The organism is Corynebacterium gallinarum (genome assembly GCF_014837045.1).
GTDB classification, from domain to species: domain Bacteria; phylum Actinomycetota; class Actinomycetes; order Mycobacteriales; family Mycobacteriaceae; genus Corynebacterium; species Corynebacterium gallinarum.
This window is the reverse complement of the sequence record NZ_JACSPR010000001.1, coordinates 191,590-205,801: the sequence shown is the minus strand read 5'-3', so window position 1 is coordinate 205,801 and position 14,212 is coordinate 191,590. Positions and strand designations below refer to the sequence as shown.

General features: G+C 64.5%; 13 protein-coding genes. 10 read left to right on the top strand and 3 right to left on the bottom strand.

What is annotated here, in order from left to right; genetic code table 11:
- The first annotated feature begins 37 nt into the window (after positions 1-37).
- Together H9627_RS00910 and H9627_RS00905 are read left to right on the top strand one after the other, a co-directional pair.
- Positions 38-1,084, top strand: a complete 1,047-nt coding sequence (locus H9627_RS00910) for a FecCD family ABC transporter permease (RefSeq protein WP_318247735.1) — start codon at positions 38-40, stop codon at positions 1,082-1,084.
- Positions 1,081-1,896, top strand: coding sequence for an ABC transporter ATP-binding protein (locus H9627_RS00905; protein ID WP_191732150.1), 816 nt, complete (start codon positions 1,081-1,083; stop codon positions 1,894-1,896). Before H9627_RS00910 ends, H9627_RS00905 begins: the two co-directional genes overlap by 4 nt.
- Positions 1,897-1,908: 12 nt before the next feature.
- Here H9627_RS00905 and glgX read toward each other — a convergent pair whose 3' ends face one another.
- Together glgX and H9627_RS00895 are read right to left on the bottom strand one after the other, a co-directional pair.
- Entirely contained in the window at positions 1,909-4,611 is a 2,703-nt protein-coding gene (gene glgX / locus H9627_RS00900) for a glycogen debranching protein GlgX (RefSeq protein WP_191732149.1), read from the bottom strand.
- A gap of 6 nt (positions 4,612-4,617) precedes the next feature.
- On the bottom strand, positions 4,618-5,178 hold the full coding sequence (locus H9627_RS00895) for a TetR family transcriptional regulator (protein ID WP_318247734.1): 561 nt from the start codon (positions 5,176-5,178) through the stop codon (positions 4,618-4,620).
- A gap of 124 nt (positions 5,179-5,302) precedes the next feature.
- On the opposite strand from H9627_RS00895, the gene H9627_RS00890 reads away from it, so the two are divergent.
- From H9627_RS00890 to H9627_RS00880, 3 genes are all read left to right on the top strand, one after another.
- Complete coding sequence (locus H9627_RS00890) at positions 5,303-5,998, top strand: hypothetical protein (RefSeq protein ID WP_191732147.1); 696 nt, start codon at positions 5,303-5,305, stop codon at positions 5,996-5,998.
- Positions 5,999-6,110: 112 nt separating this feature from the next.
- Positions 6,111-6,884, top strand: coding sequence for a MerR family transcriptional regulator (locus H9627_RS00885; protein WP_191732146.1), 774 nt, complete (start codon positions 6,111-6,113; stop codon positions 6,882-6,884).
- Positions 6,885-6,950: 66 nt separating this feature from the next.
- Positions 6,951-7,565: a hypothetical protein gene (locus H9627_RS00880; protein ID WP_225213329.1), complete on the top strand. Its 615-nt coding sequence runs from the start codon at positions 6,951-6,953 to the stop codon at positions 7,563-7,565.
- Here the strand turns inward: H9627_RS00880 and H9627_RS00875 are convergent.
- Entirely contained in the window at positions 7,533-8,969 is a 1,437-nt protein-coding gene (locus tag H9627_RS00875; RefSeq protein WP_191732145.1) for a YbjN domain-containing protein, read from the bottom strand. The genes H9627_RS00880 and H9627_RS00875 overlap by 33 nt on opposite strands.
- A 402-nt stretch (positions 8,970-9,371) precedes the next feature.
- On the opposite strand from H9627_RS00875, the gene hisD reads away from it, so the two are divergent.
- The 5 genes from hisD to H9627_RS00850 are packed head-to-tail and all read left to right on the top strand — an operon-like array spanning position 9,372 to position 14,180.
- Positions 9,372-10,739, top strand: coding sequence for a histidinol dehydrogenase (gene hisD, locus H9627_RS00870; RefSeq protein ID WP_191732144.1), 1,368 nt, complete (start codon positions 9,372-9,374; stop codon positions 10,737-10,739).
- 19 nt (positions 10,740-10,758) lie between these two features.
- The gene (locus H9627_RS00865) at positions 10,759-11,877 is read left to right on the top strand and encodes a histidinol-phosphate transaminase (protein ID WP_191732143.1); all 1,119 of its coding nucleotides are present in this window, start codon (positions 10,759-10,761) and stop codon (positions 11,875-11,877) included.
- Positions 11,878-11,917: 40 nt separating this feature from the next.
- Positions 11,918-12,526: an imidazoleglycerol-phosphate dehydratase HisB gene (hisB, locus tag H9627_RS00860; RefSeq protein WP_006767999.1), complete on the top strand. Its 609-nt coding sequence runs from the start codon at positions 11,918-11,920 to the stop codon at positions 12,524-12,526.
- 12 nt (positions 12,527-12,538) lie between these two features.
- The gene (locus H9627_RS00855) at positions 12,539-12,757 is read left to right on the top strand and encodes a hypothetical protein (RefSeq protein ID WP_225213328.1); all 219 of its coding nucleotides are present in this window, start codon (positions 12,539-12,541) and stop codon (positions 12,755-12,757) included.
- 49 nt (positions 12,758-12,806) lie between these two features.
- A complete protein-coding gene (locus H9627_RS00850; RefSeq protein ID WP_191732141.1) occupies positions 12,807-14,180 on the top strand; it encodes an MFS transporter in 1,374 nt (457 codons plus the stop codon).
- Positions 14,181-14,212: the final 32 nt, after the last annotated feature.

Below are 14,212 nucleotides of genomic sequence, written 5' to 3'. Positions count from 1 at the left end.
CGGGAGTAACCAGGAATAGTCGGGTCCAGACACCACTGTGAACAAGATCAGAACAGCGGCCACCAATCCCTTCATCGCCACTGCGGCATCACTTGTCGTCCTGGTGGTGGTGGCCACCTACTCGGGATTCTCGGGCATCATCGACCTCAGCCCGGCACAGGTGTTCGCCCACCTCACCGGGACCGAGACGCTCAGTGAGCGTGAGCAGGCGGTGTTCTTCAACATCCGCCTGCCCCGCATTGTCACCGCCATGGTGGTGGGGGCGACGCTGGCGCTCTCCGGCGCGGCCTACCAGGCGGTGTTCCGCAATCCGCTGGCCGACCCCTATCTCCTGGGTGTCTCCGCGGGCGCGGGGCTTGGTGTCACACTGGTCATCGTCGGTGGGGTGTCCCTGGGGTTGACGGCCGGTGGGTTCGGGATCATCGGTGCGGCGTTCATCGGCGGTATCACCGCCGTGGCCGCCACCGTCCTGGTGAGCAGGGGAGTGGGGTTCGGGTCCTCAGCCACCGTCGTGATCCTCGCCGGCGTGGCTGTCGCCGCGTTCGCCAGTTCCATCCAGACCTATATCCAGCAGCGCAACATCGACACCGTGTCACGGATCTACGTGTGGATGCTCGGCAGCCTCAATGTCAGTCGTTGGGAATCCGTGGTCAGCGTCGCCATCCCCGCGGTGGTGTGCGCAGTGCTGATTCTCTCCTCGGCGCGGTTGCTCGACGTGATGACCGTCGGTGATGTGGAGGCCCGCACCCTTGGCATCGACCCCACGGTGGTCCGGATGTCCCTGGTGGCGGTGGCGACCCTGGGAACGGCCTCGGTGGTCGCGATCTCCGGTCTCATCGGTTTTGTGGGCATCATCGTCCCGCACGCCCTCCGTCTGTTATTCGGCCCAGGCCACCGCCTCCTGCTGCCCCTGACCCTGGTGTGGGGTGCGATCTTCCTGGTCACCGCGGACACCATCGGCCGCACCATCCTTGCACCACAGGAACTCCCCGTGGGTGTGGTCACCGCTGCGGTGGGGGCACCGTTCTTCCTGTTCATCCTGAGACGATCCAGCAGGCCCCGCCGGGAAGGCAGGACAGCATGAACGTTGTTGACTGTGAGAACGTATCCGTGCGCTACCCGGGGGCGGAACGCACCGCGGTGGCCGGGATGACCACCCACGTCCGGCGTGGACAGTGGGTCAACATCATCGGCCCCAACGGGTGCGGCAAGACCTCCCTGCTTCACGCGCTCGCCAGGGTGCTCCCGGTGGAAGCCGGGAGGATCACGGTGGCCGACATCGACATCACCGCCGCGTCGACACGCATTGCCCTCAGCCCGGCCGCCGCGCGGCACCGCCGGCACCTCGCGCGCACCGTTGCACTGATGCCCCAGACGCCCACCATCCCAGAGGGCATGGATGTCTATGACTATGTTCTCCTGGGGCGTCACCCCCACAGCCGGGTCCCTGGGAAACACGATGCCCAGGTGGTGCAACGGTGCCTTGATGAACTCAACCTGCACGATTATTCCGGGCGGTTCGTCTCCTCCCTGTCCGGGGGCGAACGCCAACGCGTCAGTCTGGCCCGAGCACTCGCGCAGGAACCCGAGGTGCTGTTGCTGGATGAACCCACCTCGGCGCTGGATATCGGCCATGCGCAGGAAACCCTCGAACTCATTGATTCCGTCCGTGCCCGCCGCGGGCTCACCGTGATCGCGGCGATGCATGACCTCACCCTCACCGCCCAGTACGGCGACCGCGTGCTCATGATGGCAGGCGGCCGGAAGATCGCCGAGGGGACCGCCGGAGAGGTGCTCACCGTGTCGCGGATCCGCGAGATCTACGGGGCGAATGTGGCGGTGACAATGCATGAGGGGCGCCCGGTGGTGATACCCAGGCGCCCCTCAAGGGACTGACGTCAGCGGATTCTAGTACTCATCCTCGGCTGAGTCGTAGTCGTCCTCCTGCGCGGCGGTCTGACGCTTGCGCATCAGTTCCTCATCCTCCTCGAGAACCTTCTCGGCGGGTTTGCCCACGCGGGAGACATGGACGACCTTGTCATCAGCTGCGGGTTCCGTGGAGGAATCGTCTTCAGCGTCATCCTCGATGTCGCCTTCGGAGTCGTCTTCCGTGTCGGGCTCCCCGTCAACCTCGGTGTCGTCTTCCGTGTCGTCCTCGGTATCTGCTTCCGCAGCGGCCTCCGGGGACACCTCCTCCGCGTCATCGATATCTTCCGCGGCGTTCTCCTCCGGAGCGGCCTCGGCAGAATCTGCAGCCTCAGCAGCCTCGGATTCCTCCTCACCGGCACCGACGCTGGCCTTGGTGCGCTCGGTGAAGTGCTGGACAGCCTCCTCCTCGGCCTCCAGAGCCGCATCCACGGAGGCACGCAGTGCAGCCTCGGCATCGGTGGATTCACGCTTGCGCGCCTCTTCCACCTCGCGGGCCTCGCGCGCGATGCGCTCATCCAGCTTGGTGTAATCCGGTGCCTCGATCTGACGCAGCAGCATGCTGGAGCGGGCGGGCACCGTGAGGGTGCCGCCGGCCTCGATGGTGAGCTCCTCCAGCGGGTAGCCGATCGCCTCGGTGGTGTCCACCAGCAGCTTCCACTTCATACCGAAATGCTCCGGGGGGAGGGTGAAGTCGATGGCCTCGTGGTGGGCGTTGAACATGAGGATGAAGGAATCATCCTCCATCTTCTGGCCCCGGTAATCCGGTTCCACGATGGCATCGCCGTTGAGGAAGACCATGAGGGATTTACCGAAGGCGAAGTCCCAGTCGTCCTGGGTCATCAGCTGTCCGTCCGGCACCAACCAGGCGATGTCGCGTTCGCGCACATCGGCGCCCAGGGGGCCACCGGCGAGGAAACGACGGCGACGGAACACCGGGTGCTCAGCACGGATGCGCAGCAGACGGCGGGTGAAGCTCAGCAGGTCCTTGTGCTCGACTGCCTGCTCCCAGTCGATCCAGGCCAGTTCATTGTCCTGGCAGTAGACGTTGTTGTTGCCGTCCTGGGTCCTGGCCATCTCATCACCGTGGGAGATCATCGGTGTGCCCTGCGAGAGCAGCAGGGTGGTGAGGAAGTTGCGGCGCTGCTGCGCGCGCAGCTGCAGGATCTCCGGGTCGTCGGTGGGGCCTTCGACACCACAGTTCCAGGAGCGGTTGTGGGACTCACCGTCGCGGTTGTCCTCACCGTTGGCCATGTTGTGCTTGTCGTTGTAGCTGACCAGGTCGTTGAGGGTGAAGCCGTCGTGGGCGGTGACGAAGTTGATCGACGCGGTGGGGCGGCGGCCGTTGTGGGCGTACAGGTCCGAGGAACCGGTCAGGCGGGAGGCGAACTCACCGAGGGTGGCCGGCTCACCACGCCAGAAGTCACGGACGGTGTCGCGGTACTTGCCGTTCCACTCGGTCCACAGTGGTGGGAAGTTACCCACCTGGTAGCCGCCCTCACCGATGTCCCAGGGCTCGGCGATGAGCTTGACCTGGGAGACCACCGGGTCCTGCTGAACCAGGTCGAAGAAGGTCGCGAGACGGTCCACATCGTGCAGTTCGCGGGCGAGGGTGGAGGCGAGATCGAAGCGGAAACCGTCGACATGCATCTCGGTGACCCAGTACCGCAGGGAGTCCATGATCAGCTGGAGGGAGTGCGGGTCGCGCACATTGAGGGAGTTGCCGGTACCGGTGTAGTCCATGTAGTGACGTTCATCACCATCGACCAGGCGGTAGTAGGCCTGGTTGTCGATACCGCGGAAGGAGATGGTCGGGCCCATGTGGTTGCCCTCGGCGGTGTGGTTGTACACCACGTCGAGGATGACCTCGATGCCCGCCTCGTGGAAGGAACGCACCATGGCCTTGAACTCGGCGACGGCGGCACCGGGGGTGTCCGCCGAGGAGTAGTCGTTCTGGGGTGCGAAGAACCCGAAGGTGTTGTATCCCCAGTAGTTGCGCAGGCCGAGTTCGCGCAGGCGGTCATCCTGCATGAACTGGTGCACGGGCATGAGTTCGATGGCGGTGATGCCCAGATCCACCAGGTACTCGATGATCTTGGGGTGCGCGAGACCGGCGTAGGTGCCCCGGAGGTTGTCGGGGATGTCCGGGTGGGTCATGGTCATGCCCTTGACATGCGCCTCGTAGATCACGGTCTCGTGGTACGGGGTGCGTGGCAGCTGGTCGTTGCCCCAGTCGAAGAATGGGCTGACGACCACGGACTTCATGGAGTGGGGGAGGCTGTCCTCGGTGTTGCGACCGTGGGGGTTCTCCGGGTCCATGATGTCGTAGCTGAACAGTGAGGGGTGGCCGTCGTATTCACCGACGAATGCACGGGCGTAGGGATCGACCAGGAACTTGCTGGAGTCGCAGCGCTTGCCGTTGTCGGGGTCCCAGGGACCGTGTACGCGGTAGCCGTACCGCTGGCCGGGCAGGATGCCCGGAAGGTAGCAGTGCCAGACGTTGTTGTCCTTTTCCTCCAGCTTGATCCTGGTCTCATTGTCGTTCTCGTCGACGAGGCAGAGGTCGACGCTTTCAGCAACGTCTGAAAACAGTGCAAAGTTGGTGCCTGCACCGTCGTATTTCGAGCCGAGCGGATAGGCATCACCCGGCCATACGGAATAGCTGTGTTCACTGCTTGATGTCATGGGAAGCTATCTTATCCTGCCGAGCGCATCTAGACCGGTAATGATGATTCTTATGCCTGTCAGGAACCGCTCCTCAAAGGCCTCGAAATCCCCGCTGACTAGGGTGTCGTCACCGCCTGTGAGTTCCTTGAGCTGACGCTGCGTCTGTTCCGCCAGGACGGCGCCGATGACGAAATGCAGCAGCGTGAATGCCCCGACACCCTCCTGGGTGGGCAGGGACGCGGCGATGAGGGTTTCCAGCTCATCGTGCAGGGTGGCGTCGCTGAGCGCCGCGCTGACCACCTCCGCGCCATCCCGGTGGCTGATCATCAGCGCGCGTAACTGCGCGCACGTGGTCGTCGCGTCGAGCTTGTCGACGCCTTCTTCACCCCGCTGTGTCAACAAGGGTTCCAGGATCCTGCGTGCTGTCGCACCGATCAGTTCCTGCTTGTTCTTGAAATGCCAGTAGAGAGCACCCGGGGCGACCTCGAGTTGTTTGGCCACCCGGCGCATCGTCATATCGGCCAGTCCATAGGAATTGAGGATGGAGATGGCGGCATCAATGATGGTTCCCTGGTTCAATTGCACGATTGCCAGCATAATGACAGCCGTTAAAACGGCACCGACCCCCTCTGACTTGATAGGGTGAGCGGAGCCAACTCGTGTCTCACCCAAGGGGCGCGAACGTGTTGATGACTTACAGGAGAAGAACTTGTCCATTCGTATTTCTGCGAAGAAGGCCGCCGTCGCCGCCATCATGGTGGCTCCGCTTGTGCTGGCTGCCTGCGGCAGTGATGATGAGGACACCACCGCATCATCGACCACCAAGCAGACCTCGTCCTCCACCACGACCACCACCAAGGTGACCGGGGAGGGCACATCCGAGGAGTCCTCACAGGAGGAGACCACCACGGATGAGGTGGCCGAGGAAGCACCCGAACAGGATGGTCAGGAGCCCGCCCCGACCCCTGCATCCGAGCCTGCTGTGCGCCAACCTGCCCCCCAGCAGAATGTCCCGGTTGAACCGGTTATCACCTACCAGAGCCTCGCGCCGGTCGAGGGTGGCCGGGCCGCCAGCCCGGAGGATGCCGCAGCCATTGAATCCCTCGTTCGTGGTTCCCTGCAGCACACCACCCTGCGTTCGATGATGGAGTACATCCCCCGCAACACCTGTGGCCGTGTCATCGAGGCCAACGGTGGCGCCGCAGCCCTGGACTTCAGCACCATCCCGGATGTGCCCCTGAACCAGATCCCCGGTGCCGACCCGGGCACCGTGGACTCCATCACGGACATCCAGGTTGATGGCAACAGCGCCTCCGCCTGGGTGGTGGCCTCCGCCAACGGACAGACCGATTCCGGAACCCAGCGCTTCCTCCGCGAAGGCGGCCAGTGGAAGTTCTGCGACTAGTCGCACCGTTAGTTGATGAAACCCTGAAGTGGACACCACCCTTCAGGGTTTTTTCCTGTCTTTTTGTGCCTGCTCTTGACCTTGACGCCGCGTCATGGCGGAGACTGTAACCATGACCGACTACCAGATCGGCGAGGCAGCCGAGATTCTCCGCGTCAGCACCCGCACCCTGCGGTACTGGGATTCCATCGGCCTGCTCGTGCCGAGCCACCGGACCTGGTCCGGCCACCGGGTGTACACCGGGGAGGACCTCGAGACCGCGCTGCAGATTCTGGTCTACCGCGAGGTCGGACTCCCCCTGGGTGAGATCGCCGGATTGCTGGCCGCCCCGGGGGATGCCTCCCACGCGCTGAGACGACAACGGGAACTTCTGGTTGAGCGTATCGGTCAGCTGCACCGGATGGTCCGGGCAGTTGATGACATCCTCAGGGAGGACACCATGAATGACAGGGACATGAGCATCGAGGAGAAGGTGGAACTCTTCGGCGGCAGCTGGAAACCCGAATACCAGGACGAAGCCGAACAACGGTGGGGTGAAACCCCCGAATGGGAACAGTCCCGCAAAGTCCAGGAACAGATGACCCGGGCGGACTGGCACCGCGTCAAGCAGGAACAGGATGCCTTCGTGTCGGACCTGGTTGATGCCGCCGAACGCGATGTGGCACCCGGGTCCGACGAGGCCGCTGAGCTGGTGGAACGCCACCGTGAGTCCATCGGCCAGTGGTATGAGATCAGCAGATCCAAGCAGGTGCTGCTCGCGCGGATGTATATCCAGGACGAACGGTTTAACGCCACCTACCAGGGCCGGGCTGAGTATCTGCTCTCGCTGGTGGAGGCACAGGCACAGCAGGAGGGGATGGATCTGACCGATATCCAGTGGGAGTGATTGTGGGGGAGGCGTCGACAAGCGCTTTTATGGTCGGGTACGTAGGTGACGGTAACCTGGCACTCCATGAGCAACCCGTACCAGGGCTACACCGCAGCACCCGAACCCCCGATGCCCGCCCCACGGCGGTCCCGCCGGCCCAGTCGCAACACCGGCGTGTACGCGGGGGTCCTGGCGCTGTCCCTGGTGGTCTACGCCCTGGGCGGGATGGTGTGGGGGCTACTGCGCCCCACCTACACCGCCTATGTCGAGGACGCAGAGACCGCCTCCATCGCCGTTGAGGCGGATGTGGCCTTCACCGGGTTCATCTGGTTCGCCATCAGCACCGGGATCATCGGTGCGGTGATCACCCTGGTGGTGTTCCTCCGGTCGGAATCCACCCGGGGCCTGCCCATGCTGATCTGGATCGGTCTGGTCAGCCTGCTCGGGGCGGCCACCTTCCTCGCCTTCGGTGACACCGTGGCCACCCTGCTGCACGGCGATCCGTCCGAGCATGCCGCCGGGGTGGGGGAGACCTTCCAGGTGGTTCCACCCATCCAACCCGGCAGCGCCCTGTTCATGGCGCCGTTTCTGGCGGTGTTGATGTACTGGTGCGCCGTCTTCGTCACACCGTTGGACGCCCCGGACGATGAGGCTCCGGACACCGGCCTAATTCTGGTCGGGCCAGTCGACGATCGATGAACCGGTGGCCTCGATGCTGAGGGAATCAACCGCCTGCAGGATGTGATGGATCGACAGCGCGATATTGTGCCGCAGCTGCCCGTCGGTCAGGCCCTCCGCGGTGGGCACGGCGAATTCCACCCGCACCTGCAACCCCTGCGTGTCCTTGTGGCAGAACGCCTTGGTGGTCAGTGAGCGCTCATTCCACTGGTTGCACATCATGAACAGTTTGATGAAATCCCGGTCGGGGTCCATGTCCGGATCCCAGTGCCCCTTGACCAGGAAGGTGGGGCCGTTGTCGATGAAGAACCCGATGAACACCTCATTGATCCAGGCGACCAGGAAGTCATCCTCACCGCTGGTCTTGACCACACCGATGTCGGCGAGGTGATCCCGGACCCGGTCGAGGGTGACCTCCCGGGGATATTCCGCGTGGTTGTCCTCCAGGTCGTAGAGGTCCCGGTCACCGATGTCGGTCATGTCGGTGAGGTCACCGGCATCGTGGTCGTCATCGTCAGAAGGCAGCGTGACTGAGGAGTCCCCGATAGCCGGGATCACCGGATCGAACCCGGTGGTCTCCTCGTCCCCGTGATCACGCATGGACGCGAGCAGGTCGAGCAGATCCTCGTCGTCATCATCATCCCGGTGGCGACCGGCGGCGGGACCGGAGGAACCAGCCGACTCATCCGATCCACCGGTCAGGTCCGTTCCCGCGAACTCCGAGAAGATCGGCAGGAACGGCTCGTCCGGGGTCTCCCGGACAGGTTCGGATCCATCCTCCCCGCCCGGGGAGCCGGGAACCTCCGCATCGGGGTGATCGTCATGATCATCATGGTGGGAGGAGGGGTGACGGGGCGTATCCATGTTCCTGCTTTCGGAACCGCGCTCGAAACCGTGGCGGTTGGCTGACGGTGGGCCCCACAGACCGACAATCTCCGCGACGAGGTCCTCCTCGTCCTGTTCGGCACGCAGTTCCTCACTGCCGGCGCCGGTGATGTCCAGCTCGGAGAACAACTCCATGACGGTATCCACCGCCATCTCGACGGTGTTGATGGTCAGCTGGATGAACTGGAGGAGCTGATCCGTGGACACACCCTCGTCCACGCTCAACGAGGAGCGGAACCGGATCTCGATCTCCCCGAGATCACCCACATGCAGCATGGCGGCCGGTGCGATGCGCTCGGTGTTCCACCTGTTCAACGCATGGGCGACATCATTGATCATGGACAGGTCCAGCGACATCCGCATGCGGGCCAGCATGGTCAGATGCACACCGGATTCATGGCCGAAGTACATGGAGATGCGGTGATTGGGCCACGGCAGGAGCAACCGGTCATCCGCAGCCAGGAACTGGTAGCCCAGTGCATCCACAGCATCCTCCACCCGGTCCAGGTCAACCGGCCGGGGGAGGAGTGTGTCTGGCATGTTGAAATTACGATCAGTCAAAGCGTGAAGCCCGGTCCTTGTCTCTTGTCTGTGTTGGTGCGATCTGGGTGTCGGTCATGGGAGGCATACCGCGCCGGGTATCGTCCTCCCCCGCGGGTGGAGATGATCACACGGCGGTTCACCTGTTTCCGTGCGGGCCGGGAGAGGGATTCCCCGGCCAGTGTCCGGTTACGGGGTCTGACTAAACAGTCTAAGGGACACACCCCATTCTGTACCCAAATCCGCTTTCGAACCAGTGGGGAATACAATAGATCACCGGGTGGTGTGAAGCAGCCCGCCACAGGATCGTCCGGAGGTATCACAACCGGTGAACCTGGGGTCGTCTTGACACCGCCGGCCTTTTGCAGAAGCCCCCACACTCTTTAGGGAGAAATTCTCGCCATGCTGAATGTCACTGACCTCCGTGGTCACACACCATCCAAGAGCGACATCCGACGTGCGCTGCCACGTGGTGGAACCGACGTTGTGTCCGTTCTGCCCATCGTGGAGCCGGTCGTCGATGACGTGCAGAACCGCGGTGCCGAGGCCGCGCTGGATTACGGCGAGAAATTCGACCATATCCGTCCCGCATCCGTGCGGGTTCCAGCCGAGGTGCTCCAGGCAGCCGAGGACACCCTGGACCCCAGGGTCCGCGAGGCCATCGAGGAGTCCATCCGACGCGTCCGGAAGGTCCACGCCGACCAGAAACCGCGCGAACACACCACCGAGCTGAGCCCGGGGGGCACCGTCACCGAGCGGTTCCTGCCGATCGACCGCGTGGGCCTGTACGTACCCGGCGGTAACGCCGTCTACCCATCGAGCGTGATCATGAACGCCGTGCCGGCGCAGGAGGCCGGGGTGGGAACCCTCGTGGTGGCATCCCCACCGCAGGCAGACCACGGTGGCTGGCCACACCCGACGATCCTCGCCGCCTGCTCCATCCTCGGGGTGGACGAGGTGTGGGCCGTCGGTGGCGCCCAGGCCGTGGCCCTGCTGGCCTTCGGTGATGACAAGGCAGATCTGGAGCCGGTGGACATCATCACCGGCCCGGGCAACATCTTCGTCACCGCGGCCAAGCGCCTGGTCCGTGGTGTCGTGGGCACCGACTCCGAGGCCGGCCCCACCGAGATCGCCATCCTCGCCGACGACACCGCCAACCCCGTCAACGTCGCCTACGACCTCATCAGCCAGGCCGAGCACGATGTCATGGCAGCGTCTGTCCTGATCACCGACTCCGAGCAGCTGGCCCGGGACGTCAACCGTGAGATCGAGGCACGCTACGCCATCACCCGCAACGCCGACCGCGTCGCGGAAGCCCTGCGCGGCAAGCAGAGCGGCATCGTGCTTGTCGACGACATCGAGGTCGGCATCGCCGTGGCCGACCAGTATGCGGCCGAGCACCTGGAGGTGCACACCGCCAACGCCCGCGAGGTCTCCGAACGGATCTCCAACGCCGGCGCGATCTTCGTCGGTGACTTCTCCCCGGTGCCGCTGGGTGACTACTCCGCCGGTTCCAACCACGTGCTGCCGACGTCTGGCACCGCACGGTTCTCCGCCGGACTGTCCACCCACACCTTCCTGCGCCCGGTCAACCTCATCGAATACGATGAGGCCGCGCTGAAGGACATCTCCGAGGTGGTCATCAACTTCGCCGATGCAGAGGACCTGCCCGCCCATGGTGAGGCGATCCGCGCCCGGTTCGAGACCCTGCCCACCACCGACACCACCGACGCCACCGACGCCACCGACACCACCGACGCAACCGCGTAGAGCACGAGGCCCACACACCATGACTGACACGACCCTCGCCCCCGAGGTCACCCTGTCCGACCTGCCACTGCGCGGGGAACTGCGCGGTGAGACCGCCTACGGAGCACCCCAGCTCAATGTCTCCGTACGCCTGAACACCAACGAGAATCCGTACCCGCCCTCCGAGGCGCTCATCGCGGACCTGGTTGACACCGTCCGTGCCACCGCCACCGAGCTCAACCGCTACCCGGAGCGCGACTCCGTGGAGCTTCGCGACGCCCTGGCCGAGTACATCACCCACCAGACCGGGGTGACGGTCACCCGGGAGAACCTATGGGCCGCCAACGGCTCCAACGAGGTCCTCCAGCAGCTGCTCCAGGCCTTCGGTGGGCCGGGACGCACGGCCCTGGGGTTCCAGCCGAGCTACTCCATGCACCCGATCCTGTCCAAGGGCACCCAGACCGAGTTCATCGCCGTCCCCCGTGGCGCCGATTTCCGCATCGACATGGACGCCGCCCTCGCAGCCATCGAGCAGCATGCCCCCGACATCATCTTCGTGACCACCCCGAACAACCCCACCGGGGATGTCACCAGCCTGGAGGACATCGAGAAGATCATCAACGCCGCACCGGGCATCGTCATCGTCGATGAGGCCTATGCGGAGTTCTCACCCTCGCCGTCGGCAACCACCCTGATCCACCGGTACCCGGCCAAGCTGGTGGTCTCGCGCACCATGTCCAAGGCCTTCGACTTCGCCGGCGGGCGTCTCGGTTACTTCGTTGCAGCACCGGCCTTCATCGAGGCCGTCATGCTGGTGCGCCTGCCGTACCACCTCTCCGCCCTCAGCCAGGCGGCCGCGACGGTGGCGCTGCGTCACCGCGGGGACACGCTGGCCACCGTCGCCAAGCTCTCGTCCGAGCGCATCCGGGTGGCCGCCCGCCTGGAGGAGCTGGGATACGCCCAGGTCCCCAGCGAATCCAACTTCATCTTCTTCGGGAAGTTCACCGATCAGCACACCGCGTGGGAGGCCTTCCTGGATCGGGGAGTGCTCATCCGCGATGTCGGCGTGGCGGGACACCTGCGCGTCACCATCGGGCTGCCGGAGGAGAACGACGCTTTCCTGGCCGCCGCCGCCGAGATCTCCGGTCTCAACCTCTAAGCGATCCGACGTCCATCACCCACCCAGGGAGAATCATCACATGACCACCGCACCACGTATCGGTCGTGCCACCCGCACCACCAGCGAATCCGACATCACCGTCGAGATCAACCTCGACGGCACCGGCACGGTTGACATCGACACCGGCCTGCCATTCTTCGACCACATGCTCACCGCCTTCGGTGTCCACGGCAGCTTCGACCTCACGGTCCACGCCAAGGGGGACATCGAGATCGATGCCCACCACACCGTCGAGGACACCGCCATCGTCCTCGGGCAGGCACTGCTGGACGCCATCGGCGACAAGAAGGGCATCCGCCGTTTCGCCTCCTGCCAGCTGCCCATGGATGAGGCACTGGTGGAGGCCGTGGTGGACATCTCCGGTCGCCCATACTTCGTCATCAACGGCGAACCCGACCACATGATCAGTGCCGTCATCGGTGGGCATTACGCCACCGTGATCAACGAGCACTTCTTCGAGACCCTCGCGCTGAACTCACGGATCACCCTGCACGTGATCTGCCACTACGGACGCGATCCCCACCACATCACCGAGGCCGAGTACAAGGCTGTCGCCCGCGCCCTGCGCGCCGCCGTGGAGATGGACCCCCGCCAGACCGGGATCCCCTCCACCAAGGGCGCGTTGTAGAAGATGAGCCTTATGCATTTTTCTGATACTGTCCTTGCGTCTACGGCCACCCAGCCCGATGTGGGCAACCGGTGGATGATCTACGGACTGTTCATCATCGCCGGTCTGTTCATCGGGGGTGCGTGGTCCGCATACAAGGCTGAGAACAAGATGGGCATGTTTGTCGCCGGGGCGATCGGTATCATCGCCGCGGTCGGCGGCATCCTGTGGACGATGGGAGAGATGACTTAATTTGGAGACCAGGGCCCTGACACGCGCTGAGATCGAACAGCTACCCAGCATGTGGAAAAGTCCTGGTTTTCTGGCGGTGCTCGTGGCGGTCGCCGCCGCCTTCGGCAGTTTCTCCCTCCTGCTGCCGGTGGTTCCGCTGGCGGTGATCAAGGACGGTGGATCCAGCGCCCTCGCCGGCGCGACCACCGGTGTGTTCATGGCCGCCACGGTGATCACCCAGATCTTCACGCCGATGGCCCTGCGCCGGATCGGGTACAACCCGGTGATGGTGTTCTCCGCCTTCATGCTCGGTGTCCCCGCCATCGGTTACATCATTGGCATGGAACCTCTGCCCGTGCTGGTGGTCTCCGCGCTGCGGGGTATCGGTTTCGGTGCGCTCACCGTGGCGGAGTCCGCGCTGGTGGCGGAACTGGTGCCGGTGAGGTTCCTGGGCAAGGCCTCCGGCATGCTGGGAGTGTTCATCGGACTGTCCCAGATGATCTTCCTCCCGATCGGCCTGGCCATCGGGGACCGGTGGAGTTTCGACTACGTCTACATCCTCGGCGCGGTCACCGCATTGGTGGCAGCGGTGATGTGCCTGCGTATCCCCGCGATCAAGGCGGCACCGAAACAACAGCCCAACAAGTACGACTACCCCGAGGAGACGAGGGCCCCGCGGGTTCCCGCCTGGAAGCTCGTGCTCATCCCGGCCCTGGCGGTGGCCACCATCTCGATGAGTTTCGGTGCCGTGTCCTCCTTCCTCCCCGCAGCGGTGATCCAGGTGGACCCGGTGCTCGGAGCGGTGTTCAGTGGTCTGATCCTCTCCCTGACCGGTGGATCCGCGATGGTGTTCCGCTACCTCGCGGGTGTCATCGCCGATCGTCGGGGTGTGCCGGGAGCCACCACGATCCCCGCGCAGATTCTCGCGCTGCTCGGCATCAGCATCATCGCCCTGACCCTTTACCAGGGGTGGTCGGTGTGGTTGCTGGTGCTGGGTGCGGTGTTGTTCGGTGGTGGTTTCGGCATGGTGCAGAATGAGGCTCTGCTGTCGATGTTCTTCCGCCTGCCCCGGTCCCGTGTCTCCGAGGCCTCCGCGGTCTGGAACATCTCCTACGATGCGGGCACCGGGCTGGGTAGTTTCCTCCTGGGCATGGTCGCGGCGGTGTTCGCCTACCAGGGTGCCTTCGCCGCGGGCGCGGTGGTCATCGCGGTCGGTATCGTGCTCACCGTCGCCGACCGCGTCGTGGGTAACCACCGGCTCACCGAATACAACAACACCCGTGCGCGGCTGCGTCAGATCCCCGTCGCCCGCCGTGCCGTGCAGACCGTCCGCTCGGTCCGCGGCAGGGTGGCGGCGGAACCGGTGCCTGTCGACGACCTGCTGACCCGCCCCACGGAAAAGCCCGGCTGGAAGGATCCGGAGCCGGACACCCCCGGGACGTAGGCGGGAGCGGGGGCAGTGGGGCGTCGAGAAGC